Annotated in this window: 17 protein-coding genes and 3 pseudogenes; 11 read left to right on the top strand and 9 right to left on the bottom strand. The window is 71.6% G+C overall.

Features of this window, described 5'->3' with window-relative positions:
* Positions 1–87 precede the first annotated feature (87 nt).
* Positions 88–222 (top strand): annotated as a pseudogene (locus H305_RS55190) (pectate lyase); the annotation flags it as partial.
* Positions 223–275: 53 nt separating this feature from the next.
* Here the strand turns inward: H305_RS55190 and H305_RS0132815 are convergent.
* Both H305_RS0132815 and H305_RS0132810 read right to left on the bottom strand, forming a co-directional pair.
* The gene (locus H305_RS0132815) at positions 276–641 is read right to left on the bottom strand and encodes a Zn-ribbon domain-containing OB-fold protein (protein WP_028804184.1); all 366 of its coding nucleotides are present in this window, start codon (positions 639–641) and stop codon (positions 276–278) included.
* Positions 642–831: 190 nt separating this feature from the next.
* Positions 832–1,515, bottom strand: coding sequence for a TetR family transcriptional regulator (locus tag H305_RS0132810; RefSeq protein WP_199791490.1), 684 nt, complete (start codon positions 1,513–1,515; stop codon positions 832–834).
* A 403-nt stretch (positions 1,516–1,918) separates the two neighbouring features.
* Here H305_RS0132810 and H305_RS0132805 point away from each other — a divergent pair, with 403 nt between their 5' ends.
* Complete coding sequence (locus H305_RS0132805; protein ID WP_028804182.1) at positions 1,919–2,824, top strand: hypothetical protein; 906 nt, start codon at positions 1,919–1,921, stop codon at positions 2,822–2,824.
* A gap of 203 nt (positions 2,825–3,027) precedes the next feature.
* Here H305_RS0132805 and H305_RS0132800 read toward each other — a convergent pair whose 3' ends face one another.
* The gene (locus H305_RS0132800) at positions 3,028–3,708 is read right to left on the bottom strand and encodes a DUF6445 family protein (RefSeq protein WP_028804181.1); all 681 of its coding nucleotides are present in this window, start codon (positions 3,706–3,708) and stop codon (positions 3,028–3,030) included.
* Between the two features lie 93 nt (positions 3,709–3,801).
* Positions 3,802–6,264 carry a SpoIIE family protein phosphatase gene (locus tag H305_RS0132795; RefSeq protein WP_028804180.1) on the bottom strand — a complete coding sequence of 821 codons (2,463 nt, stop codon included), beginning with the start codon at positions 6,262–6,264 and terminating at the stop codon, positions 3,802–3,804.
* 205 nt (positions 6,265–6,469) lie between these two features.
* On the opposite strand from H305_RS0132795, the gene H305_RS0132790 reads away from it, so the two are divergent.
* The 6 genes and pseudogenes from H305_RS0132790 to H305_RS51335 all read left to right on the top strand — a co-directional run.
* Positions 6,470–7,561 (top strand): substrate-binding domain-containing protein, encoded by a 1,092-nt coding sequence (locus tag H305_RS0132790; protein WP_028804179.1) that lies wholly within the window; start codon positions 6,470–6,472, stop codon positions 7,559–7,561.
* Between the two features lie 115 nt (positions 7,562–7,676).
* A complete protein-coding gene (locus tag H305_RS0132785; protein ID WP_028804178.1) occupies positions 7,677–8,984 on the top strand; it encodes an ABC transporter substrate-binding protein in 1,308 nt (435 codons plus the stop codon).
* Between the two features lie 80 nt (positions 8,985–9,064).
* A complete protein-coding gene (locus H305_RS0132780; protein ID WP_234021315.1) occupies positions 9,065–10,027 on the top strand; it encodes a carbohydrate ABC transporter permease in 963 nt (320 codons plus the stop codon).
* On the top strand, positions 10,024–10,947 hold the full coding sequence (locus tag H305_RS0132775; RefSeq protein WP_028804176.1) for a carbohydrate ABC transporter permease: 924 nt from the start codon (positions 10,024–10,026) through the stop codon (positions 10,945–10,947). The genes H305_RS0132780 and H305_RS0132775 overlap by 4 nt, the downstream gene beginning before the upstream one ends.
* A 2-nt stretch (positions 10,948–10,949) precedes the next feature.
* The gene (locus tag H305_RS0132770; RefSeq protein WP_107440147.1) at positions 10,950–12,005 is read left to right on the top strand and encodes a hydroxyacid dehydrogenase; all 1,056 of its coding nucleotides are present in this window, start codon (positions 10,950–10,952) and stop codon (positions 12,003–12,005) included.
* Positions 12,006–12,048: 43 nt separating this feature from the next.
* Positions 12,049–12,447: pseudogene (locus tag H305_RS51335) on the top strand (alkaline phosphatase family protein); the annotation flags it as partial.
* Here the strand turns inward: H305_RS51335 and H305_RS47700 are convergent.
* A pseudogene (locus H305_RS47700) lies at positions 12,398–13,564 on the bottom strand (lyase); the annotation flags it as partial. The pseudogenes H305_RS51335 and H305_RS47700 overlap by 50 nt on opposite strands.
* Before the next feature lie 162 nt (positions 13,565–13,726).
* Here H305_RS47700 and H305_RS0132760 point away from each other — a divergent pair.
* Positions 13,727–14,437: a peptidoglycan-binding domain-containing protein gene (locus H305_RS0132760; RefSeq protein ID WP_028804174.1), complete on the top strand. Its 711-nt coding sequence runs from the start codon at positions 13,727–13,729 to the stop codon at positions 14,435–14,437.
* On the opposite strand, the gene H305_RS0132755 is transcribed toward H305_RS0132760, so the two are convergent.
* The 4 genes from H305_RS0132755 to H305_RS0132740 all read right to left on the bottom strand — a co-directional run bounded on the left by H305_RS0132755 (position 14,434) and on the right by H305_RS0132740 (position 17,641).
* Positions 14,434–15,132 (bottom strand): alpha/beta fold hydrolase, encoded by a 699-nt coding sequence (locus tag H305_RS0132755; RefSeq protein WP_028804173.1) that lies wholly within the window; start codon positions 15,130–15,132, stop codon positions 14,434–14,436. The genes H305_RS0132760 and H305_RS0132755 overlap by 4 nt on opposite strands.
* Positions 15,133–15,166: 34 nt before the next feature.
* Positions 15,167–16,018, bottom strand: coding sequence for an alpha/beta fold hydrolase (locus H305_RS0132750; protein ID WP_028804172.1), 852 nt, complete (start codon positions 16,016–16,018; stop codon positions 15,167–15,169).
* Positions 16,019–16,103: 85 nt separating this feature from the next.
* A complete protein-coding gene (locus tag H305_RS0132745) occupies positions 16,104–16,604 on the bottom strand; it encodes a methylated-DNA--[protein]-cysteine S-methyltransferase (protein WP_028804171.1) in 501 nt (166 codons plus the stop codon).
* 353 nt (positions 16,605–16,957) lie between these two features.
* Complete coding sequence (locus tag H305_RS0132740) at positions 16,958–17,641, bottom strand: nucleoside/nucleotide kinase family protein (RefSeq protein WP_028804170.1); 684 nt, start codon at positions 17,639–17,641, stop codon at positions 16,958–16,960.
* A 241-nt stretch (positions 17,642–17,882) separates the two neighbouring features.
* On the opposite strand from H305_RS0132740, the gene H305_RS0132735 reads away from it, so the two are divergent.
* Together H305_RS0132735 and H305_RS0132730 are read left to right on the top strand one after the other, a co-directional pair.
* Positions 17,883–18,623 carry an HAD family hydrolase gene (locus H305_RS0132735; protein WP_028804169.1) on the top strand — a complete coding sequence of 247 codons (741 nt, stop codon included), beginning with the start codon at positions 17,883–17,885 and terminating at the stop codon, positions 18,621–18,623.
* The gene (locus tag H305_RS0132730) at positions 18,620–20,965 is read left to right on the top strand and encodes a glycoside hydrolase family 65 protein (RefSeq protein ID WP_028804168.1); all 2,346 of its coding nucleotides are present in this window, start codon (positions 18,620–18,622) and stop codon (positions 20,963–20,965) included. The genes H305_RS0132735 and H305_RS0132730 overlap by 4 nt, the downstream gene beginning before the upstream one ends.
* The last annotated feature ends 8 nt before the right edge of the window (positions 20,966–20,973 follow it).

The following is a 20,973-nucleotide window of genomic DNA, read 5'->3' as shown; positions in this document are numbered from 1 at the left end:
GCGCCTGCTGCCGTTCACACGAAGCCCCCGCCACCTCCACGGCGAGCGTCGCCCCGACCGAGACTGGCAGGGGCATGGAATACATGAGACTTCGGCGAGCTGGTGCGTAGTTGCGGCAACTGCTCGACGCAGTACAAGCGCACCATCGTGGTCAGCGACGTGGATGTCACGTCGCCCGGCAAGTCGATCGTCGGCATCAACACCAACTACGCCGGCGGGGCCCATCGCACTCTCGGACCGGTCCGGCCGGCAAGGACGGCCGGACCGACCGGCCCTCAGCCCCAGCCGCCGTAGGGGCCGTCCACGAGCTGGAAGACCGGCTGCCTGCGTACCGGGTCCTGGGCGGTGGAGAGTTGCACGCGGTCGCCGCTGTGGATGGCGGCGGGCGACCCCATGACCCGTCCCCGGACGGTGAACCCCTCCGTCATCTCGATGAGGGAGACGTTGCGGGCGGCGGGGGTGTTGCGGTGGATCACGGTGGAATGACGCACGATGCCCGATCCCGTGCTCGACTCCGTCCGCAGGTCGCTGCCCTGGCAGACCGGGCAGAGGAGGCGTTGGTACATCGCCGTGCCGCACCAATGGCAGCGCTGGAAGAGGAGGACGTCCCCGGGCTGCTCGTCGCGGGCGGTCCCGAGCACGTCCGTCGCGGGAACGGGCCCCGGATGAAGGGCGATTCCTGGCTGGTACACGATGTCATCTCCCTGCGCTCGGCCGGAATCTGAGGTGCCCGGATCACCGTGCACGACCACAGAGTATGGCACTGAGTGTCACAGGTAAAGGCACTCAGTACCCTCAATGTGGCCGGACCGGAGTCCGGCCCCGCGACGGTCAGTCCCGTCCGAGCGTGGACTCGATCTCCTGGACCACACGCCACAACGGGGCGTCGCGCCGGGAGACCACGACCACCACGTCGTCGTACTCCTCCGTCCTCGGGCCGCCCCGAGGGGACTCCTGCGGGTCGCCGAACGTCGCTCGTACGTACCCGAGGGCGTGGTCGACCGCCGCGGTCGCGTCGCCCTGTCCGTCCGAACGCAGCCAGGACCGCAGGCCGTTGTTGTGCGCGGCGACCACGGCCGCGGCGATGACCTCGGCCCGCAGGGTGCCGTCGCGCCGGGCGGCCAGGCGCCCGCGCAGGTACTCGGCCAGGGCCCGCTCGTAACGCCGGACGACCGACAGCTCGTACGCGCGCAGGCCCGGGACCTCTTTGGTGAGGCGGTAGCGCTGGACGGAGAACGTCGGATTCTCGGCGTACATGCGCAGGACCAGCCGGGCCGCGTCGCACACCCGCTGCACCGGGTCGTCGTCCGCGTCGGCGGTGTCGTCGAGGAACGCCCTCATGTCCGCCAGGCAGCGTTCGTGGTCCGGGAAGACCACGTCCTCCTTGGAGGGGAAGTAGCGGAAGAACGAGCGGCGGCCGACGCCGGCGAGTGTCACGATGTCGTCGATCGTGGTCTGTTCGTAGCCGCGCTCCAGGAAGAGCTGGAAGGCCGCCGCGACCAGGGCGTCCCGCATGGGCGGCTTCGCGGGCGTCGCGTCGGAGGGCTCACGGCGCCGGGGTCCGTCGTTCATGAACGGAAACTAACACCGAACCGGGCGATGTGGCACTCAGTGCACTCCATCGAGGGAACTGAGTTCCATGGTGCGGAGCTGCGGCCAGAGGTGCCCTGAGAGCCTTCGAAATCGGGGCGGACCCGGTGATTCCTCATGTGGCTGAAATGCGATCACGCATGAAGTGCTTGTCCGTTCAACGAGGTTGACAGCCTCCCCCCGGTGATCGAATATGTGGTCGCGCCGTGGCCCATGTGACCGATGAGCCCGGTGTTTCTTCGACCACTCACCCCCGGCGCGGCCCCCGGCTGTCTCGTGCTGCCCGCTGCCGCCGACCGGGGCACCGCACCATCGAGACGGGATCCGCATGTCCACAGCGAGACGTGTCACCCTGCGCCGCCTGCTGGGAACGGGCGCGGCGGCGCTTGCCCTCTCCGCGGCCACCACCACCGCCTGGGCGACCGGCGAGCCGGGCGGGGACGGCTGGGACAAGACCGCGGGCGGTTACGCCCCGGGTCAGGGCGCCGGCACGGCGACCGCGAGCGACCGCTGCCAGTTCTCCCTGGACGGGACGAACTTCTACGACTCGGTCCGCGTCGACGACGAGAGCCTCAGGCCCACCGACGACGGCAAGGTCCACATCAAGGTCCGCACGGCCGACGGCGCCGGCACCTGCACCGCCTCGCTCGCCGCCTACCGGACCCACGGCGCCACCTTCAAGACCTCCGGTGCGCAGGTCTTCCACGACTTCGACTCCGTGACGGTGGAGCCGGGTGCCACCGACTCCCTCGACATCTCGGTGCCCGACGCCGGCTGCTTCGCGCAGATCGACCTCTACCGGGGCGCCGTCAAGTTCGACGGCAAGCACGACGCCGAGGACGGCTTCGAGCACGGTGACCTGCCCGCGGGACCGGACCACGCGGTCATCAAGGACAAGCTGATCACGGCGTGGAACGGCGGCAAGAAGGACTGCACGGCGCAGCCGACCACCCCCGGGACGCCGGCCACCCCCTCGCCGTCGGCACCCGCGACATCGGCCGGCCCCAAGACGCCCTCGGCGCCCGAGACGTCCTCGACCCCCACCGCCCCCGAGTCCGCCACTCCGCCGGCCGCCACCCCGAACGGCGGTGCGTCGCCGAAGCAGGGCGACCTCGCCGAGACCGGCGGCGGCAACACCCTGACGATCGCGGCCGGGGCCGCGGCCGTCCTCGCGGCCGGTGCCGCGATCACCGTCGCCACCCGGCGTCGCCGTTCCACGGGCGCCCGCTCATGACGCTCGTCGTCAGCGCCCCTCGATGACGGGGCGCCGGCGTCCGGTCCGCGGTGACCGGTCATCAACTCCCCCGAGATGACCGGTCACCGCCCCGTCGAGACCGGCCGTCGGCGTCCTGTCCACGAGCCCCGGCACCCGTCATCCGTACCGAGGTGCCGGGGCTCGTCCCCGTCTTCGCACGGGATCCGTGAGGTCCCGGCGGCTCACGCCATCCAGAAGAAGACCGCGGTCATCCGCTTGTCCTCCACCGTGCTGCCGCAGTAGTCCGTGGCGCTGTGCATCAGGTTGGCGTGGTACAGGAGCAGCCGGTTGTACCGGTGCGGTACGCGGACGTCCTCCACGAAGGAGTCCGGCGGGACGAAGCGCGTGCCCAGGGCCTCGACCAGGTTGTCGTGCGGCGCGGCGACCGTGTTCCCGCCCAGCCGGCCGCCGGGCAGGTTCTGCCGGAAGAAGCTGGTCCCGCAGTCCTTGGCCACGTTCGGATTGAGATAGAGGACGGCGGCGTAACGGCACAGCGCACGGGAGTCCGTGTGCGGACGCGGCTCGCCCTCGTGCTTGCCGACCACCTGGATGCAGTTGTGGTTGAGGGTGGCCCCCGTCGGCGTCGACTGCTGCCACAGTTCCCGCGCGCCGGTCGCCTTCCTCACCAGGCCTTCTATGCACGCCAGTTCGCCGGGTTCGAGTCCGGGCATGGTGCGCAGGCCGGGCCAGCTCTCCGAGGTGTACGGATGACCTTCGACCCAGTCGTCCCTCGCGACGCACCGGGCCCGGACCGCGTCCACGTCGGGCAGCACGTCGTCGAAGACCCAGTAGTCCCGGTCGCGGGTGGGTCTGCGATAGGGCAGAACCGGGAGCGCCGGCGTCCTCGGCGGGTGTGGGGGCATGCGTCCGACGATATAGACGAGTGATTCAGCGATCTCCAGAGAATTGGTCAACGTTCCACCAACACGGCCTGCGCGCACAGCCGTCGGGCGGTGCTACACCAGCGGGGCCCGGAGGGGCTGCTCGGCCCAGATGATCTTTCCCTCGTCCGTGTAGCGGGTGCCCCAGCGCTGGGTGAACTGGGAGATCAGGAACAGCCCTCGGCCGCCCTCGTCGGTCGTCTTCGGGTGGCGCAGGTGCGGAGCGGTGGCGCCACCGTCGGACACCTCGCAGATCAGGGCCTGTTCGGAGATGAGCCGCAGCCTGAGGGGGCCGGCCGCGTGCCGGATCGCGTTGGTGACGAGTTCGCTCACGACGAGTTCGGTGGTGAAGGTCAGTTCGTCCAGACCCCAGGCGTTCAGCTGCCGGGCGGCCGCCTTGCGGGCGTCGGCCACGACCGCCGGGTCGACGGGCAGCTCCCAGGTCGCGACCTGACCGGCACCCAGCCGCCGGGTACGGGCCATCAGCAGTGCCACGTCGTCGTACGGCCGCGTCGGCACCAGGTCGTCCACGATGGTGCGGCACAGGTCGTCCAGTTGCTGTCCGCGCGCCTCCAGGGCGCGGCGCAGCCGTTCCCGGCCGGTCTCCTGGTCCCGGGCCGCGCCGGGGGTGGCGAGGAGCCCGTCGGTGTGCAGCGCGAGCACTGTTCCCTCCGCGAGCTCCAACTCGACTGACTCGAAGGGCAGTCCGCCCACGCCGAGCGCGGAACCGCGGGGAAGTTCGACGAACGACACATGTCCTTCGGGCGAGATGAGCGCGGGCGCCGGATGACCCGCGCCCGCCATGGCGCACTCGCCGCTCACCGGGTCGTACACCACGTAGAGGCAACTGGCGCCCAGCGCCTGCATTCCGCTGGTCCGGGTGTCGGCACCCGTGCCCTCCTCCCGTGCGGTACGGCTGACGAGATCGTCGAGATGGGCGAGCACCTCCTCGGGGGTCAGGTCGAGATCCGCGAGCGTCTGCACGGCGGCCCGCAACCGCCCCATGGCCGCGGCCCCGTCGATGCCGTGGCCCGCGACCTCTCCCACGACGAGGGCGACGCGAGCCCCGGACAGGGGGATCACGTCGAACCAGTCACCGGCCAGGCCGGTCAGCTCGTCGGCGGGCCGGTAGCAGGCGGCGACCTGCACGGCGTCCAGTTCGGGGAAGCGGTGCGGGAGCAGATTGCGCTGGAGCACGAGGGCCGCGTCCCGCTCGCGGCTGTAGCGGCGGGCGTTGTCGATGCAGAGGGCCGCCCGGGCGACGAACTCCTCGGCGAGGCTCAGGTCGTCCTCGTCGAACGGGTCCTCGCGGGTGCGCCTGAAGAACGTGGTGATGCCGAGGGTGATGCCGCGGGCGCGGACGGGCACGATCATCACGCTGTGCAGCCCGAGGTCGAGGAAGGACGCGGGGCGGTCGCCGGGCGAGCGGGCCGTCCACACGGTGGCCATCGGGTCGAGGCGCTCCTCGGACCAGGAGAGGCCGTCCGCCAGGCACCGGACCGGGGGAGACCCGGCGAGGTATGCGGCCGGCTCGCCGACTCGCACCATGGTCTCGGGCACTCCGGCCCGGACCGACTGCTGCCCGGCCCGGCGCAGCGGCACCGCGTCCGCGTCGTCCCGCGGACCGGGTGCGGGCTCCGCTCCCTTGAGGACCGATTCCAGCAGGTCGACCGTGACGAAGTCGGCGAGCCCCGGGACCGCGACGTCGGCCAGTTCCTGCGCGGTCTGCACGACGTCCAGGCTGCGTCCGATGCACTCGCCGGCCCGGTCCAGCAGGGCGAGCCGCCGACGGGCGCGGTAGCTCGCCGACACGTCGACGACGGTGTAGTAGACCCCGATGGGGCGACCGAGATCGTCCTCCAGCCGGATGAACGACATCGAGTGGGCCGACTGGCGGTGCGGCGCGGAGCGGACCCGGCCCACGTGCTCGTACCCGACCACCTGCTCGCCCGTCGTCAGCGCCCGGAGCATCTGTGCCTCCAGCCGCTCGGCGTCCAGACCGGGCTGCACCTCGGCGAGCCGCCGGCCGAGCCGCTGCTGGGCAGGACCGCCGCCGAACTGCTCCAGCGCCGTGTTCGACCACACGTACCGCAGGTCCGTGTCCACGATCGCGATGCCCACCGGTGAGTGCGCGGCCATCCTCTCCAGCACCTGCCGGCTCATGTCCCAGCCGGGCCCGTCGCCCAGATCCGCGAGCAGCGCGACCCACCGCGCAGGGCCGTCGCCGTGCTCCGCGGGAACGACCCGCACCATCAGCCGGAGGGCCCGCCCGTCGCGGTGCCGTGCGGACAGCAGCCCCGACCAGCCGCGGTCCGCGTCGCACTGTCCGGTGAGGTCCCGGACCCGCGCCGCGTCCTCGGGGACGAGCAGCTCGGCCGCGTGGCGGCCCAGCACCTCCGCGGCGGGGTACCCCAGCAGCCGTTCCGCGTCGGCGGTCCAGCTGGTCACCGACATCCGGGCGTCGAGGAGCAGTGGCGCGGCGTCCGCCATGTCGAAGCGCCGCCGCACCGACACGTCCCGTTCCTCGCTCGCACCCACTACGACCCTCTCCGCTTCCCGAAGGTGGTCTTACCCCGTCATGCCCATTCTTCACGCCGCATGACCGGTCCGCGGTTTCGCCGGATCCGCCTGACCGTATCGATCGCAATCGATCGATACGACTGTGGGCGTAGAGTTGGCGCAGGGGATCACGCTCCGCGTCCGCCCTCAGTTCGTCCGTCCGGCCTTGCCCCAGGGGGAGCCCATGCGACTGCACGTCGACCAGCGCCATGAGCGGGTGCTCGAACTCGTCCGGGAGCGCGGCAGCCTCCGGGTGTCCGACCTCGCGGCCGAACTCGGCGTGTCCGCGGTGACCTTGCGCCGCGACGTGGAGACGCTGGCCGCCCAGGGGCGGGTGCACCGGCTGCACGGCGCGGTCGTCTGGCCGGGCGACACCGCGGCCGCGCCCCGGCCCGGGCACGAGCGGGCCGAGGGCGCCGTGATCGGGATGATCGTGCCGACCACCGGTTCCATCTTCGCGGACGTCGTCCGCGGTGCCCGTGAGGCCGTCGGCGCCCAGGGCGGCCGGCTGGTCCTGGGGATGACCGGTTACGTGGACTCCGAGGACGCCGTGCAGGCGGAGCACCTGATCGCGGGCGGTGCGCAGGGGCTCCTCGTCGCGCCCAGCTGGTTCGGCGGCGTGCCGCTCGGCGGTCAGGAGAAGTGGCTACTGGACTGCGCGGTGCCGGCCGTCCTGGTCGAGCGCTCCGCGCCGGCCGGGAACCCGGCGGCCGGTCTGGACCGGGTGCGCACCGACCGGGCGCACGGGGCCGCCGTGGCCGTGGGCCATTTCGCCGCCCTCGGGCACCGCCGCGTCACCGCGGTGCTCCAGGAAGGGCCGCACGCCGCGCAGATCTCCTCCGGTTACCTGGCGGCCGTGCAGTCGCTCGGGCTCGACGTCGACTCCGGCGCGCCGTCGGTCCGCGAGCACGGGGACTACGAGGCGAGCATCGACTATCTGGTGCAGGCCGTGGAGAAGCGCGGGGTGACGGCCGCGCTCGTGCACAGCGACGAGGACGCGATCGTGCTGGTGCCCAAGCTTCAGGCGCGCGGCATCAGGGTGCCGGAGGACCTCGCGCTGATCGCGTACGACGACGAGGTCGCCGCCCTCGCGGACGTGCCCCTGACGGCTGTCGCCCCGCCCAAACGCTCGGTGGGGGAGCTGGCCGCGAAGCTGCTGCTCCAGCGGCTCGCGGAGCGCGCGGACGGGCGGAGCGCCGCGCCCCGCCAGCACCTGGAACTCCTTCCTGAGCTCAGGGTGCGGTCCTCCTGTGGCGGCGAGGCACTCACCTTCTGAACAGAGAGCGATCGTATTGATTGATTTGGTCGAATGCTCTTGACTCTGATCGTGTGCGCACAAAAGATGTCCTGCATCCGCCTCTGCCCGTACGAGGTCTCGTAGGAGCCGTGCCATGTCGCGCACTTCACGTTCGTTCCGCACAGCCGCCATCGCCGTCGTCGCCGCCCTGGGCATGCTCGCCACCGCGTGCGGCGGCGACGGCGGCTCGACCGACTCCGCACCGGACGGCAAGCCGGTCACCATCAAGTACTGGACCTGGACGCTCGGGGCCAAGTCGACGGTGGAGGCGTTCAACCGGACGCACGAGGACATCAAGGTCGAGTTCACCGAGATCCCCAGCTCGACCGAGGGCTACAGCAAGCTCGCCAATGCCGTGAAGGCCGGCAACGCCCCCGACGTGGCCACCATCGAGTACCAGATGGTCCCGGAGTTCGCGAGCCAGGGAAACCTGATCGATCTGACCGACTACGCCGGTAAAACGGTCAAGTCGAAGTTCCCCGCGTCCGTCCAGAGCCTGGTGACCTTCGGCGGCAGGACATGGACGGTCCCCTACGACGTCGCGCCGCAGCTGTACTACTACCGAAGCGACCTGTTCAAGAAGTACGGCATCGAAGTACCCAAGACCTGGGACGAGTTCAGGACCGCCGCCGCCGAGGTGAAGAAGGCCGACAAGAACGTCCGGCTGGCCTCCATGCCGAAGTCCGACCCGGCGCTCCTCGCCGCCCTGTCCTGGCAGGCGGGCGGCAAGTGGTTCACCACCGAGGGCGACGCGTGGAAGCCCGGCGTCGACGACGCGCCCAGCAAGAAGGTCGCCGCCTACTGGGACGGGCTGATCAAGGACGACCTGGTGCAGTCCTTCACCGCCTACAGCCCCGAGGAGACCAAGGCCCGCGCGTCCGGCCGGACCCTCTCCTTCCTCGGCGCCTCCTGGTCCGCCGGAGGCATGAAGACCGCCATGCCCGACCTCAAGGGCAAGTGGGCCGTCGCCCCCCTGCCGAACTGGGGCACCGCGGCGAGCGGCACCTACGGAGGCACCTCCTACGGCGTCCTCAAGGGCAGCAGGCATGCCGAGGCCGCGGCCGAGTTCATCGAGTGGCTCACCACGAACCGCGCCGGAGTCGAAGCCCGGCTCGCCGACCTGGAGTCCCCCAGCAGCGCGCTGCCGGCCGACCCGCGGATGCGTGGCGTCGCGGCGGCGAAGTTCGACACCGCGTACCTCGGAGGCCAGGACCTCTACAAGCTCGCCTCCCAGCAGGTCGACACGATCGTCCCCGGCTGGACGTGGGGACCGAACCAGCTGGACGTCTACACCGCCGTCCAGGACGCCACGGCCGAGTCCGGTTTCGGCGGCGGTGTCACGGCCGGCCAGCGCAAGGCCGAGTCGGGCATCACGGAGCGCGGACTGAAGCTCGCCCGGTGACCCTCCGGGTCCGGCCGCCCGGCGGCCGGACCCCGCACCCGCCGCCCCCCTCGCAGCGTCCAGCCCGCCAAGGAGCCACCGTGGCAGCACCTCCCGCCCCGGCCGTGAAGACCCGGCCCCGACCCGCGACGAAGCCGCCCGTCACCTCCGCCCTGCGGCGCAGTCAGCGCCGCGCCGCGGCCCTTTTCGTCGTCCCGTTCTTCGTCCTGTTCGCCGCGGTCATGGTGGCACCCATCGGCTACGCCGTCTGGATGAGCCTCTTCCAGGAACACTCCTCGGGACTCGGCTTCGGCGGCACCCGGCGGGTGTTCTCCGGAATCGGCAACTACACCAAGGCCCTCTCCGACGCCGGGTTCCGGGACTCCTTCGTACACATCGCGCTCTACTGCGCCCTGTACATCCCGGTCATGATCGGCGGCTCCCTGCTGCTGGCCCTGCTCGTCGACTCCGCGATGGCCCGCGCCAAGCGGTTCTTCCAGCTCGCACTGTTCCTGCCGCACGCGATCCCCGGCCTGATCGCCTCGATCGTCTGGATCTACCTCTACACCCCGGGCCTGAGCCCCGTGCTCGACCGGATCGGCGCGCTCGGCGGCTCGTGGGACTTCTACAGCAACGACCATGTGCTGTCGTCCATGGTCAACCTCTGCGCCTGGCAGTGGATCGGCTACAACATGGTCATCTTCTACGCGGCGCTCCAGGCCGTTCCGCGCGAAGTGATCGAAGCAGCCGTCGTCGACGGCGCGGGAGCCCTGCGCACCGCCCTGCGGATCAAAGTGCCGCTGATCGCCTCCGCACTCGTCATGACCGTGCTGTTCACCTGCGTGGGCGCCATCCAGATCTTCACCGAGCCCAAGCTGCTCAACCAGCGCGGAGCGCCCTCCGTCGACACCGAATGGTCGCCGACCCTGTTCATCTGGAAGGCCGGCTTCGTCCAGCACGACTACGGGCTCGCCGCCGCCGCGTCCCTGCTGCTCGCCCTGCTGGGCGTCGTCCTGTCCTACCTCGTCACCCGGCTCGGCAACCGGTGGAAGGCGGCCTCATGAGCATCCTCACCCGTCCTTCGAGCCCGCCGCGGACACCGGCCGCGCCGGGCGGTACACGGGCCGCCGCCCGCCCCCGCGCACGGACCGACGCGCTGCTCGCCAAGGCCGTCGTCAACGGCCTGCTGATCGTCGCCGCGTTCTACACCCTGATGCCCGTCACCTGGCTGGTCATCGCCGCCACCAAGAACGACCGCGACCTGTTCGGCACGTCCGGCTTCTCCTTCGGCGACTTCAGCCTCCCCGCCAACCTCCACCATGTGTTCACCTTCAACGACGGCATCTACCTGCGCTGGTTCGGCAACAGCATCCTGTACTCGGTCGTCGGCTCGGCGGCCTCCTCCCTCCTGTGCGTCGCCACCGGATACGCCTTCGACAAGTACGACTTCAAGGGCAAGGAGAAGCTGTTCGGCGCGGTGCTCGGCGGAGTCCTCGTCCCCACCACGGTGATCCAGCTGCCCATGTACCTGCTCGCCACCGAGGCCGGGGTGGTCAACACCTACTGGGCCCTGCTGCTGCCCGCACTCGTCAACCCCTTCGGCGTCTACCTGGCCCGCGTCTTCTCCGAGGGATACGTGCCGGACGAGGTCCTGGAGGCCGCCCGCGTCGACGGCGCCGGCGAGCTGCGCACCTTCACCGGGATCGCCCTGCCGATGCTCGCCCCCGGCTTCATGACCATCTTCCTGTTCTCGTTCACCGCCAGCTGGAACAACTTCTTCGGTGCCCTCGTGATGCTGAACGACGAGAAGCTCTATCCCGTCAACCTCGGCCTGTTCATGTGGAACAGCGTCACCCAGCAACAGCCCGAGTACTACTCGCTCGTGATCACCGGCTCGCTCGTCGCCGTCGTCCCGCTGATCGCCGCCTTCGTCTGCCTCCAGCGCTTCTGGCGCTCGGGGCTGACCGCGGGCGCGGTGAAGTGACCATGCCCGTACCGGAAGGCACCCTCCTGAACAGCTCGCCACCACCGGCCGGGGCCCGCCGCCCGCGTACCGCCCTCGCCATGGGTCACGAGATCCACGGCTCCCTGCTCGCGGACGGCGCACTCGACCGCCTGAGCGCGGTCGCCCGGGTGGACGGCTCCGGCCCGATCACCGACTTCGCCACGGCCGACGCCACCGAACTCGCCTCCGCCGAGGTGCTGTTCACCCACTGGGGAGCTCCGCGGCTGACCGAGGACGTACTGCGCCGCATGCCGCGGCTGCGCGCCGTCGTCCACGCCGCCGGATCCGTCAAGCACCACGTCACCGGGTACGTCTGGAACCGCGGCATCAGCGTCTCCTCCGCCGCCGCGGCCAACGCCCTGCCCGTCGCGGAGTTCACCCTCGCCGCGATCCTCTTCGCCAACAAGCGGGTCCTCGGCATCGCCCACGACTACGCGCGTACCCGCCGACAGCCCGAGCTGCTGCCGTACTTCACCGGACACGGCAACTACCACCGCACCGTCGGCATCGTCGGAGCCTCGCGCATCGGCCGCCGGGTCGTCGAACTGCTGCGCCCCTTCGACCTGCACGTCCTCCTCCACGACCCGTACGTGGACGAGCCCGAGGCCCGCGCCCTCGGCGTCGAAGCGGTCGGCCTCGACGAACTCGTCCGGCGCAGCCACGTGGTGTCGATCCACGCGCCCCAACTGGCCGAGACGCGGCACATGTTCGACGCGCGCCGGCTCGCGCTCCTCGCGGACGGCGCGACGCTCGTCAACACGGCACGCGGCTCGCTCGTCGACACCGACGCGCTGACCGAGCTACTGGTCTCCGGACGCATCCACGCCGTGCTCGACGTGACCGAGCCGGAGGTGCTGCCCGCCTCCTCACCGCTCTACACACTGCCCAACGTCCTGCTCACCCCGCACATCGCGGGCTCTTTGGGCAACGAACTCGGCCGCATGACGCACTGGGCCATCGACGAAGTGCGCCGCTACGCCCAGGGACTGCCCTTCGTCCACGGCGTCGGCCCCGACGAGCTGACCCGCTCGGCGTGACACCGCCGTGCACGACAGCCCCCGCCCCATGAGAGGAGCGCCCATGCCGGACGCCGTCCACCGCGTCCTGGTCGTCGGCATCGACGGAGTACGCATCGACACCCTGCGCCGCCTGCCCACCCCGCACCTGGACGCGCTCGCGGCGGACGGCTTCCTCGCCGCGGTCGAGGTCGACGACCGCACCCCCACCATGTCGGGCCCGTGCTGGGCGACGATCGTCACCGGGGTGGGCGTCGAAAAGCACGGGGTGTGGAGCAACGACTTCGGCGGCCATCGCCTCGACGTCTTCCCGGACTTCGCGACCCGCCTCGCCGTCCAGAAGGGCCGTCGTACCTTCGTCGCCGCGGGCTGGCGGCCGCTCATGCAGGTACGGGACGGCGGGCCCCTGTTCAGCCCTTCACCAGACCGCGCCAGCGCGCGTTCTCCGTGCTGCTCGCCCCCTGTCCGAGCAGCACGATCGAGGCGAGGATCGGATGGCCGCGCAGATGGTCGTCCTGCTGGATGCGTTTGGCGTCCGAGGCGGACAGGCCCCGGCTGACGGCCCGCCCGGACACGCCGTCCATGACCAGGCCGTTGTAGAGGAAGGGTGCCCAGGCCTTCTCCACGGAGTCGAAGACGATCTGCCGGCCCGCGTCGGTGACCTCCCAGGCCGAGCCGGCGAGCAGGGCGAAGAGCAGGCCGAGCCCGCCGAGCAGCACCGAGCCGTACGAGCCCGTGTACGGGACGGTGGTGTGCTGGATGAACGAGCCGTCGGTGTACAGGCCGTCGCCCGTGGTGACGTACGGGAAGACGGGGGTGAGTGCGTCCCGGGCCAGCGCCACCTTGGCGGCGTTCGCGCCCACGACGCCGCGCAGCGCCAGCACCCGGCACAGGTCGACCCGGTTGGCGCCGGTGCTCGTCCCGCTGTACGCGGCGACCGCCGAGTCCGGCACGAAGTGGTCGACCGCGGCCAGGTAGTCCGCGATCCGTGCCGCGGGCAGGGCGTCGTACATGAGGACGCAGACGTCGAGCAGGGCCTGCGGGGCGCCGATCTGCCAGCTGTACCAGTTGCCGTAGCGGGTCTGGTCCGCGTTGTAGACCTCGGAGTGGAGGTGGTCGAGGCCGGTGAGGATGTCGTCGCGCAGCCCGGTGTCGCCGGTCAGCCCGGTGCCCTGCAGGCAGTACGCCTGCGCGAGGGTGTTGAGCCGGCTGTAGCTGGTGTTCATGTTTCCGGAGTAGCCGTACGACTCCTGGTCGGTGTCGGGCTCCGGGTCGGCGTACACGATGTCCGGCCAGAGCGAGCCGGCGGCGGGGGCCATGGTGGACCGCCATCGGGAGGCCGTCGTGCCCAGATCGGCGAGGCGGGTCCGGAACGGTTCGGCGGTCGGACTGAACCCCTCACCCAGGATCAGGGTGCGCCACTTCGCGCGCAGGGCCGCGAACGCGTCCGCGGCCTCGGCGGTGTCGGTGATCCCGGCTGAGGTGAGAGGGGAGGCGCCGGCGGTGGTGTGCACCCCGAGCGCGAGGGCGGTGCCGCTGCCCGCGGCCAGGAAGCCACGGCGTGACCAACGAGTCGTCATGACGGCGGTTTCTAGCACGCCGACGTTCAAACGCTCAATAATCCTTACCGAATTGAGCGTATCGATCGTTCGGTGCGTGGAGGTGCGCACTGAACATCCGGGCCCTAGGACCCGTATTCCCGCACGGAGACGGCGGAGGACCGTGCGCGGAAGGGGAGCAGTGTGTCGACACCGCCCGGACCCGGGCAGCCCGTGCGGCGCCCGGCCCTCGAACCGACGCGCATCCAGCGCCGACGCCGCTCGGAGGCGCTCGCCGAACTGCTGAGGGAGGTGCGCGGGGAGGAGCCCGCAGCCGACCCCGACGAACACCTGGAGCCGGTCGCGGTCGTCGCCGGGACGAGACTGCTCCCGCCCGCCGAGGGCGACGAGACCCAGGAGCTGCCGCCGGTCCCGGCCGGCGCGGACCGTGCCTCCGGCGCGGATCCCGCCCGGCCGGCGCCCGGAGGCGGGCGGCGGCGCGGACTCGCCCACGGTGCGGGACCGCGGCACGCCGCCATCGCGGTCGCCGTGGCGGCGGCACTCGCCGGCTTCGCCCTCGCCCTGCTGCTGCCGGGCGGCGTCCCGGACGACAGGGCACAACCCGCCACCCCGCCCGCCGCACGGACGCCCGCCGAGGATCCGGCGCGGACCGGTGACCCCGACGGCGCGGGGACCCTCCGGCAAGGGGACCGCGGGCCCGACGTGACGGAGCTCCAGGAACGGCTCCGGCGCGTGCCGAACGTGTACGACGGCTCAGGCACGCACGGCAGCTACGACGCGGCCCTCACCGAGGCCGTCGCCCGCTTCCAGCTCTGGTACGGCATCCGGGGCGACGAGACCGGCGTCTACGGTGACGACACGCGCGCCGCCCTCGAATCCCGCACGCCGCGCTAGCGTGCCGCGGCCCTGAGCAGGACCCGCGCCATCTCGTGCGGCTGGGAGAACATCGGCCAGTGGCCCGTCTCCATCTCGACCAGGTCCCACCGCGCGCTCTTCAGCAGCTCGGCCACGTCGTCATTGGGGTCCTCGCCGTCCATCAGGCACTTGACGTACGTCGTCGGCAGCTCGCCGAGCGGACGGTCCAGCACCGCCGCGTCGGTCAGTGTGATGCCCGGCTGCGGCGTCGACCCACCGGCGATCCGTGATATCTGCTCGTCCGTGAGTCCCTGCCCGTCGTAGTCCGCGGCCGTCAGCGGCGGCCAGAAGCCCTGGTTCTCCTCGATCACCTCCTCCAGCCGTTCCGGCCCCTGCCACCACGTGGACACGAACGACTCGCCGTCCGTCGGGACATTGGCGTCGACGAACACCACGCGGGACAGCCGGTCGCCTATCCGCGCGGCGGCCTGGCCGACCGGGATGCCCGAGTAGCTGTGCCCGACCAGGACGACGTCGCGCAGATCGAGTCGCTCGATCTCGCCCACGATGTCCCGGACGTGGGTCTGCGGTCCGACCGGCGTGCCCTGCCTGTCCGCGAGGCCGGAGAGCGTGAGCGGATGAGCGCCGTGGCCGGCCGCTCGCAGCTCCGGCACCACCTCGTCCCACGCCCAGGAGCCGAGCCACGCACCTGCCACCAGTACGAATTCCGTCATGCTCGCAACGTAGCGCAGAGATCCGACAACTTCCCTAGCCGGCGTGGGATGTAGCCGTGAACTCCCGGACGGCCCGCGCGAGGGCCTCCGGCCGGTCCAGCGGGACGAGCGTGCGGCTGTCGTCGATCTCGACGAGCCGCCCGCGGGGCAGCAGCTCGGCGAGGCGCCGGCCGTGCGCGGGCGGCATCACACGGTCCCCGCGCGCCCAGACCACGAGCGTGGGCCGGTCGAAGTCCGGCAGCCGGTCGGCCGCGCGCAGCAGGAGCCCGGTGTCGGCCCCGATCGAGCGCAATACCCGCACCGTGTCCCGGCGGATCCCGGGCTGGCGCAGGACCGGTCCGATCCAGCGAGCGGTGGCCGCGTCCCCGCGCAGGGTCAGCCGGCCGAAGGAGAGCGGCAGCCGCCGCAGGGGCCGCAGCCGCATCTGCTGCATGAACAGCCCGAAGACCCGGGGCGGGAGTCTGCCGGAGAGGACCAGCGTCCGGCCCGTCAGCCCCGGCGGGAAGTTGTCGAACGCGTCGCAGGAGACGAGGACGGCCCGGCCCACCCGGTCCGTCCCGTCACACATCAGCAGCTGGACAAGTGCCCCGCCGGTGTCGTTGCCGACCAGGACGACGTCCCGCAGGCCGAGGCGGTCGAGGAACTCCGCGACCAGCCGGGCCACCCCGGGCAGCGACAGATCGGCGTCGGCCCGCATCGCCCTGCGGTGCGCGCCCAGAGGCAGGGTCGGCACCACACAGCGGTGGTCGGAGGACAGATCCGCGACCGGGCCCTCCCACAGCGAGGCGTCCATCAGCAGCCCGTGCAGCAGTACGAGCACCGGACCGCCGCCCCCGGTGTCCTGGTACTCGATCGTCCCGGGTGACAGTTCGATCTGCCGTTCCATCCTTGCCTCCTGTCAGCGTCTGCATCCAAGAGGGCCCTCGCGACGCGGGTGTGACATCACGCCGCGGCGGAGTACGGACGGCAGTTCAGGACGACTCGTCCTCCAGGTCCAGGAGCGTGCGCTTGCGTTCCAGGCCGGCGGCGTAGCCGGTGAGGGCGCCCGTCGCGCCGATCACCCGGTGGCAGGGCCTCACGACCAGCAGCGGATTGGCTCCGATCGCCGTGCCCACGGCCCGTACCGCCGCTCTCGATGCGCCGATCCGGGAGGCGATCTCGCCGTAGCTGAGCGTGGTCCCGTACGGGATGGTCTCCAGGGCCTGCCACACCCGCCGCTGGAAGTCGCTGCCGCTCATGACGTACTCGATGTCGAAGCGGGTCAGCCGGCCGTCGAAGTAGGAGCGCAGCTGGAAGGCGATCTCGGTGAACGCCTCCGCGTCCTCGGTCCAGCCGTCCTGGACGACGGCGCCGTTCTTCTGGCCGGGCATCGAGAGCGAGGCCAGTGCCGTGCCGCCGTTCGCGGTGGCCGACTCCTCGCCCACGAGCAGCAGCTCGCCCAGCGGGCTGTCGAGGGTCGTGTAGACCGTCATCGGAAGTGTCCCTTCGTGAGTGCCGCAGGCGCTACCGGCGTCGCTTCACCAGCAATTCTGCCGCCTGCCGTGCGTACGGTCCGGCGGGATTCGGACACGTACCTGGAGCGGGCGCGAACCGCGCGCCGCGGGGACGGTGTGGTCCTTCGGCCCCGCGTGCCCGCGCACGGACGCGGAACCGACCGCACACGCGGGGAACGTCTTTTCGTCCGCGGCTCAGGCCTCAGGCCTCAGGCGGAGGATGCCGTCACTGCTCGGGTCGCCGCGCGGGCGGAGGACGCGACCACCGCCCGGCTCGCCGCTCCGCCGCACGACCCGGCACCGCCCGGCCGGGACGCGCGGGACTCCGTGGATCAGCGCTCCGACGGGCGATGTGCGCCGGGAACCCGCACCGGAGCCGCGTCCGCGGTGATCTCCGGCCCGACGATCAGGTCGGCCCGGTCCCGGGTGGCGGCCACCAGGTCGGCGTTGCGCTGGTCCGTGCCCAGCACCCACGCCACCGCAGTGTCGTGGTCCTTGCCGAACTCCTCGTGCCGGGCGACCAGCCGCCGTACCCGCGCGGCCTCGTCCAGCTCGCAGAACCAGACCTCGTCCAGCTGCGACCTCGCGCGCGCCCAGGCGTCGTCGCGCAGCAGCAGATAATTGCCCTCGGTCACGATCAGCCGCGCGGTCCGCGGCACGGGCACGGCACCCGCGAGCGGCTGCTCCAGGGTCCGCTCGAAGCCGGGCGCGTAGACCAGGTCGTCCTCGTCCTCGCGCAGCCTGCGCAGCACCGCCGCGTAGCCCGCCGCGTCGAAGGTGTCCGGGGCGCCCTTGCGGTCGCGGCGTCCCAGGCGGTCCAGTTCGACGTCCGCGAGATGGAAACCGTCCATCGGCACGTGCGCGACCCAGTCGGGCCCGTCACCGTTCAGCCGCCCGACCAGACGCTCGGCGAGGGTCGTCTTGCCCGCCCCGGGGCTTCCGGCGAGGCCGAGCAGGGCGCGCCGCCCGGGACGGACGAGTGCGGCCGCGCGATCGAGCAGGTCGTCGAAGGTCATGCGGCGGATCCGGCGGCCCGGTCGGTCAGGGGCATGAGGGAGGCGCGTTCCATGGCCCCAGTATCCGTGTCCGGCCGCGGATGAGAAGCGGTGGAGGACCAAGGACGGGCAGGACGGCGCACCCGGGCAGGGCGGCACGCGGCCGGGCCGACCTGGTGTCCGGCGGGCACGACCCGACGAACTGCCAGCAGTGTGGCGCCCGCCACCCGTTGGCCGGACGGTCTCGGGGCACACTGCCCTCATGACAGAGCTCGGTCTTCCGAAAGAAATCGTGGCCTGCCTCTTCGACCTCGACGGCGTCATCACCAAGACCGCCGTCGTCCACGCCGCCGCCTGGAAGCGGACGTTCGACGCGTTCCTGCGGCAGCGTGACGGCGAGGACTTCCGCCCGTTCGACGTCTCCCACGACTACGCCGAGTACGTCGACGGACTCCCGCGCGCCGACGGCGTCCGCACCTTCCTCGCCTCCCGCGGCATCCACCTGCCCGAGGGAGCCCCGGACGACCCACCGGACCGGGCCACCGTGCAGGGCCTCGGCAACCGCAAGAACGACCTGCTGCTGGAGATGATCCGCACCGGCGGCGTCGAGGCGTACGACGGCACCCTGCGCTACATCGAGGCGGTGCGCGCGCACGGACTGCGGACCGCGGTCGTCTCCTCCAGCGCCAACTGCCGTGACATCCTGCGCTCGATCGGCGCCGAGGACCTGTTCGACGTGCGGATCGACGGGGTCGTCGCCGCGGAGCGCGGTCTGCCCGGCAAGCCGCAGCCCGACACCTTCCTGGCCGCCGCGCGCGACCTGGGCGTCGATGCCGCGGAGGCCGCCGTCTTCGAGGACGCGCTGGCCGGCATGGACGCGGGCCGCTCGGGCCACTTCGGGTACGTCGTCGGCGTCGACCGCGTCGGACAGGGCGCCGCCCTGCGCGCGCACGGCGCGGACACGGTCGTACAGGATCTGTCGGAACTCGGGGAGCAGGCATGATCACCCACAGTTCCTACGGCGTCGACCCCTGGACCCTGCGCGAGAACGAGCTCCACCTGGATCTGCTGCCGCAGAGCGAGTCCGTGTTCGCCCTCTCGAACGGCCACGTCGGCTGGCGCGGCAACCTCGACGAGGGCGAACCGCACGGCCTGCCGGGCTCGTACCTCAACGGCGTCCACGAGGTGCACCCGTTGCCCTACGCGGAGGCGGGATACGGCTATCCGGAGTCCGGGCAGACGGTCATCAACGTCACCAACGGCAAGGTCATCCGACTCCTCGTCGACGACGAACCGTTCGACCTGCGCTACGGCCGGCTGCGCTCCCACGAACGCGTCCTCGACCTGCGCACCGGGCAGCTCACCCGGACCTGCGAGTGGACCTCACCGGCAGGCTCCACGGTCAGGGTGCGGTCCACCCGGCTCGTCTCCTTCACCCAGCGGGCGATCGCCGCCGTCGCCTACGAGGTGGAGGCCGTCGACGGCCGGGTCCGCGTCGTCGTCCAGTCGGAGCTGGTGGCGAACGAGCAGTTGCCGGGACGGGGCGGCGACCCGCGCGCCGCGATCGCCCTGGAGTCGCCGCTGGTGGCGGAGGAGCACTTCGCGGCGGGACGGCGGCTGCGGCTCGTGCACCGCACGAGCGAGAGCGGACTGCGGGTCGCCGCGGCAGCCGACCACGCGGTCGTGGGACCCGACGGGACCGTCACGAGCAGCGAGAGCAGCGACGACGTCGCCCGGCTCACCGTCACCTCCGTGCTGAGCCCGGGACAGCGGCTGCGCCTCGAGAAGTTCGTCTCCTACGGCTGGTCCGCCACCCGGTCGCTGCCGGCGGTGCGCGACCAGGTCGACGCGGCGCTCGCGGCCGCCGAGCACGGCGGCTGGCAGGCGCTCGTCGACGAACAGCACGCCTACCTGGACGACTTCTGGGAGCGCGCCGACGTCGAGGTGGAGGGCGACGAGGAGATCCAGCAGGCGGTGCGCTTCGCCCTCTTCCACGTACTCCAGGCGGGCGCCCGCGCCGAACAGCGCGCGATACCCGCGAAGGGGCTCACCGGCTCCGGGTACGACGGCCACGCCTTCTGGGACACCGAGACCTTCGTACTCCCGCTGCTCACCTACACCTCTCCGGGAGCCGTCGCCGAGGCGCTCCGCTGGCGCCAGAACACCCTGCCCGCCGCGCGTGAACGGGCGGCCCAACTGGGCCTGAAGGGAGCCGCCTTCCCATGGCGGACCATCGCCGGCTCGGAGGGCTCGGCCTACTGGCCGGCCGGAACCGCCGCATTCCACGTGAACGCCGACATCGCCGACGCCGTGGTCCGGTACACCACCGTCACCGGTGACGAAGGGTTCGAACGGGACACCGGGGTGGAGCTGCTGGTCGAGACGGCACGGCTGTGGCGCTCGCTGGGACACCACGACTACCAGGGCAAGTTCCACATCGACGGGGTGACCGGGCCCGACGAGTACAGCGCGGTCGCGGACGACAACACCTACACCAACCTCATGGCCCGTGCGAACCTCCTGGCCGCCGCGGACGTGGTCGACCGCCACCCGGCGCGGGCGGCCGAACTCGGCGTGGACGAGGAGGAGAGCGCTGCCTGGCGCGACGCCGCAGACGCCATGCACGTCCCCTACAACCACGAACTCCGCGTCCACGAACAGCACGCCGGGTTCACCCGCTACCAGCGGTGGGACTTCGCGGCCACCCGGCCCGACCAGTACCCGCTGATGCTGCACTTCCCGTACTTCGACATCTACCGCAAGCAGGTGGTCAAACAGGCCGACCTCGTTCTCGCGATGTACAAGTGCAGCCCCTACTTCGACGAGGAGCACAAGGCACGCAACTTCGCGTACTACGAGCCCCTCACCGTCCGCGACTCCTCCCTGTCCGCCTGCTGCCAGGCCGTGATCGCGGCCGAGGCCGGTCATCCGGGCCTCGCCTACGACTACTTGGTGGAGGCGGCCCTGATGGACCTGGAGGATCTGGAGCACAACACCCGTGACGGCCTGCACATCGCCTCGCTCGCCGGCACCTGGACGGCCCTGGTCGCCGGGTTCGGCGGCCTGCGCCACCACGGGAACACCCTGGAGTTCGCCCCCCGGCTGCCGGAGAGGTTCAGCCGCCTCGCGTTCTCCCTGGAACTCCTCGGCCGTCGCCTGCGCGTGGAGATAGAGCCGGACGCCGCCACATACACGCTCGCGACCGGCGAACCGCTGGAGATCCGTCACCACCGTGAGCCGTATACCGTCGACGGCGACAAGCCCCACCGCCTCGCCATACCGGCGCCGAGACTGCGCCCCGCCCCCGACCAGCCGCCGCACCGGCGGCCCAACCGTCAAGGGTGAGGCGCGGT

This window comes from Streptomyces sp. 142MFCol3.1 (assembly GCF_000424945.1).
Lineage (GTDB): Bacteria > Actinomycetota > Actinomycetes > Streptomycetales > Streptomycetaceae > Streptomyces > Streptomyces siamensis.
This window is presented reverse-complemented; position numbering and strand designations above follow the sequence as displayed.

Excerpts from the sequence above, each read along its gene's own strand:
- H305_RS0132810 (WP_199791490.1), bottom strand. The coding sequence starts at position 1,515 with ATGCGGGACGCCCTGGTCGCGGCGGCCTTCCAGCTCTTCCTGGAGCGC.
- H305_RS0132805 (WP_028804182.1), top strand. The coding sequence starts at position 1,919 with ATGTCCACAGCGAGACGTGTCACCCTGCGCCGCCTGCTGGGAACGGGC.
- H305_RS0132800 (WP_028804181.1), bottom strand. The coding sequence starts at position 3,708 with ATGCCCCCACACCCGCCGAGGACGCCGGCGCTCCCGGTTCTGCCCTAT.
- H305_RS0132790 (WP_028804179.1), top strand. The coding sequence starts at position 6,470 with ATGCGACTGCACGTCGACCAGCGCCATGAGCGGGTGCTCGAACTCGTC.
- H305_RS0132785 (WP_028804178.1), top strand. The coding sequence starts at position 7,677 with ATGTCGCGCACTTCACGTTCGTTCCGCACAGCCGCCATCGCCGTCGTC.
- H305_RS0132775 (WP_028804176.1), top strand. The coding sequence starts at position 10,024 with ATGAGCATCCTCACCCGTCCTTCGAGCCCGCCGCGGACACCGGCCGCG.
- H305_RS0132770 (WP_107440147.1), top strand. The coding sequence starts at position 10,950 with ATGCCCGTACCGGAAGGCACCCTCCTGAACAGCTCGCCACCACCGGCC.
- H305_RS0132755 (WP_028804173.1), bottom strand. The coding sequence starts at position 15,132 with ATGACGGAATTCGTACTGGTGGCAGGTGCGTGGCTCGGCTCCTGGGCG.
- H305_RS0132750 (WP_028804172.1), bottom strand. The coding sequence starts at position 16,018 with ATGGAACGGCAGATCGAACTGTCACCCGGGACGATCGAGTACCAGGAC.
- H305_RS0132745 (WP_028804171.1), bottom strand. The coding sequence starts at position 16,604 with ATGACGGTCTACACGACCCTCGACAGCCCGCTGGGCGAGCTGCTGCTC.
- H305_RS0132740 (WP_028804170.1), bottom strand. The coding sequence starts at position 17,641 with ATGACCTTCGACGACCTGCTCGATCGCGCGGCCGCACTCGTCCGTCCC.
- H305_RS0132735 (WP_028804169.1), top strand. The coding sequence starts at position 17,883 with ATGACAGAGCTCGGTCTTCCGAAAGAAATCGTGGCCTGCCTCTTCGAC.
- H305_RS0132730 (WP_028804168.1), top strand. The coding sequence starts at position 18,620 with ATGATCACCCACAGTTCCTACGGCGTCGACCCCTGGACCCTGCGCGAG.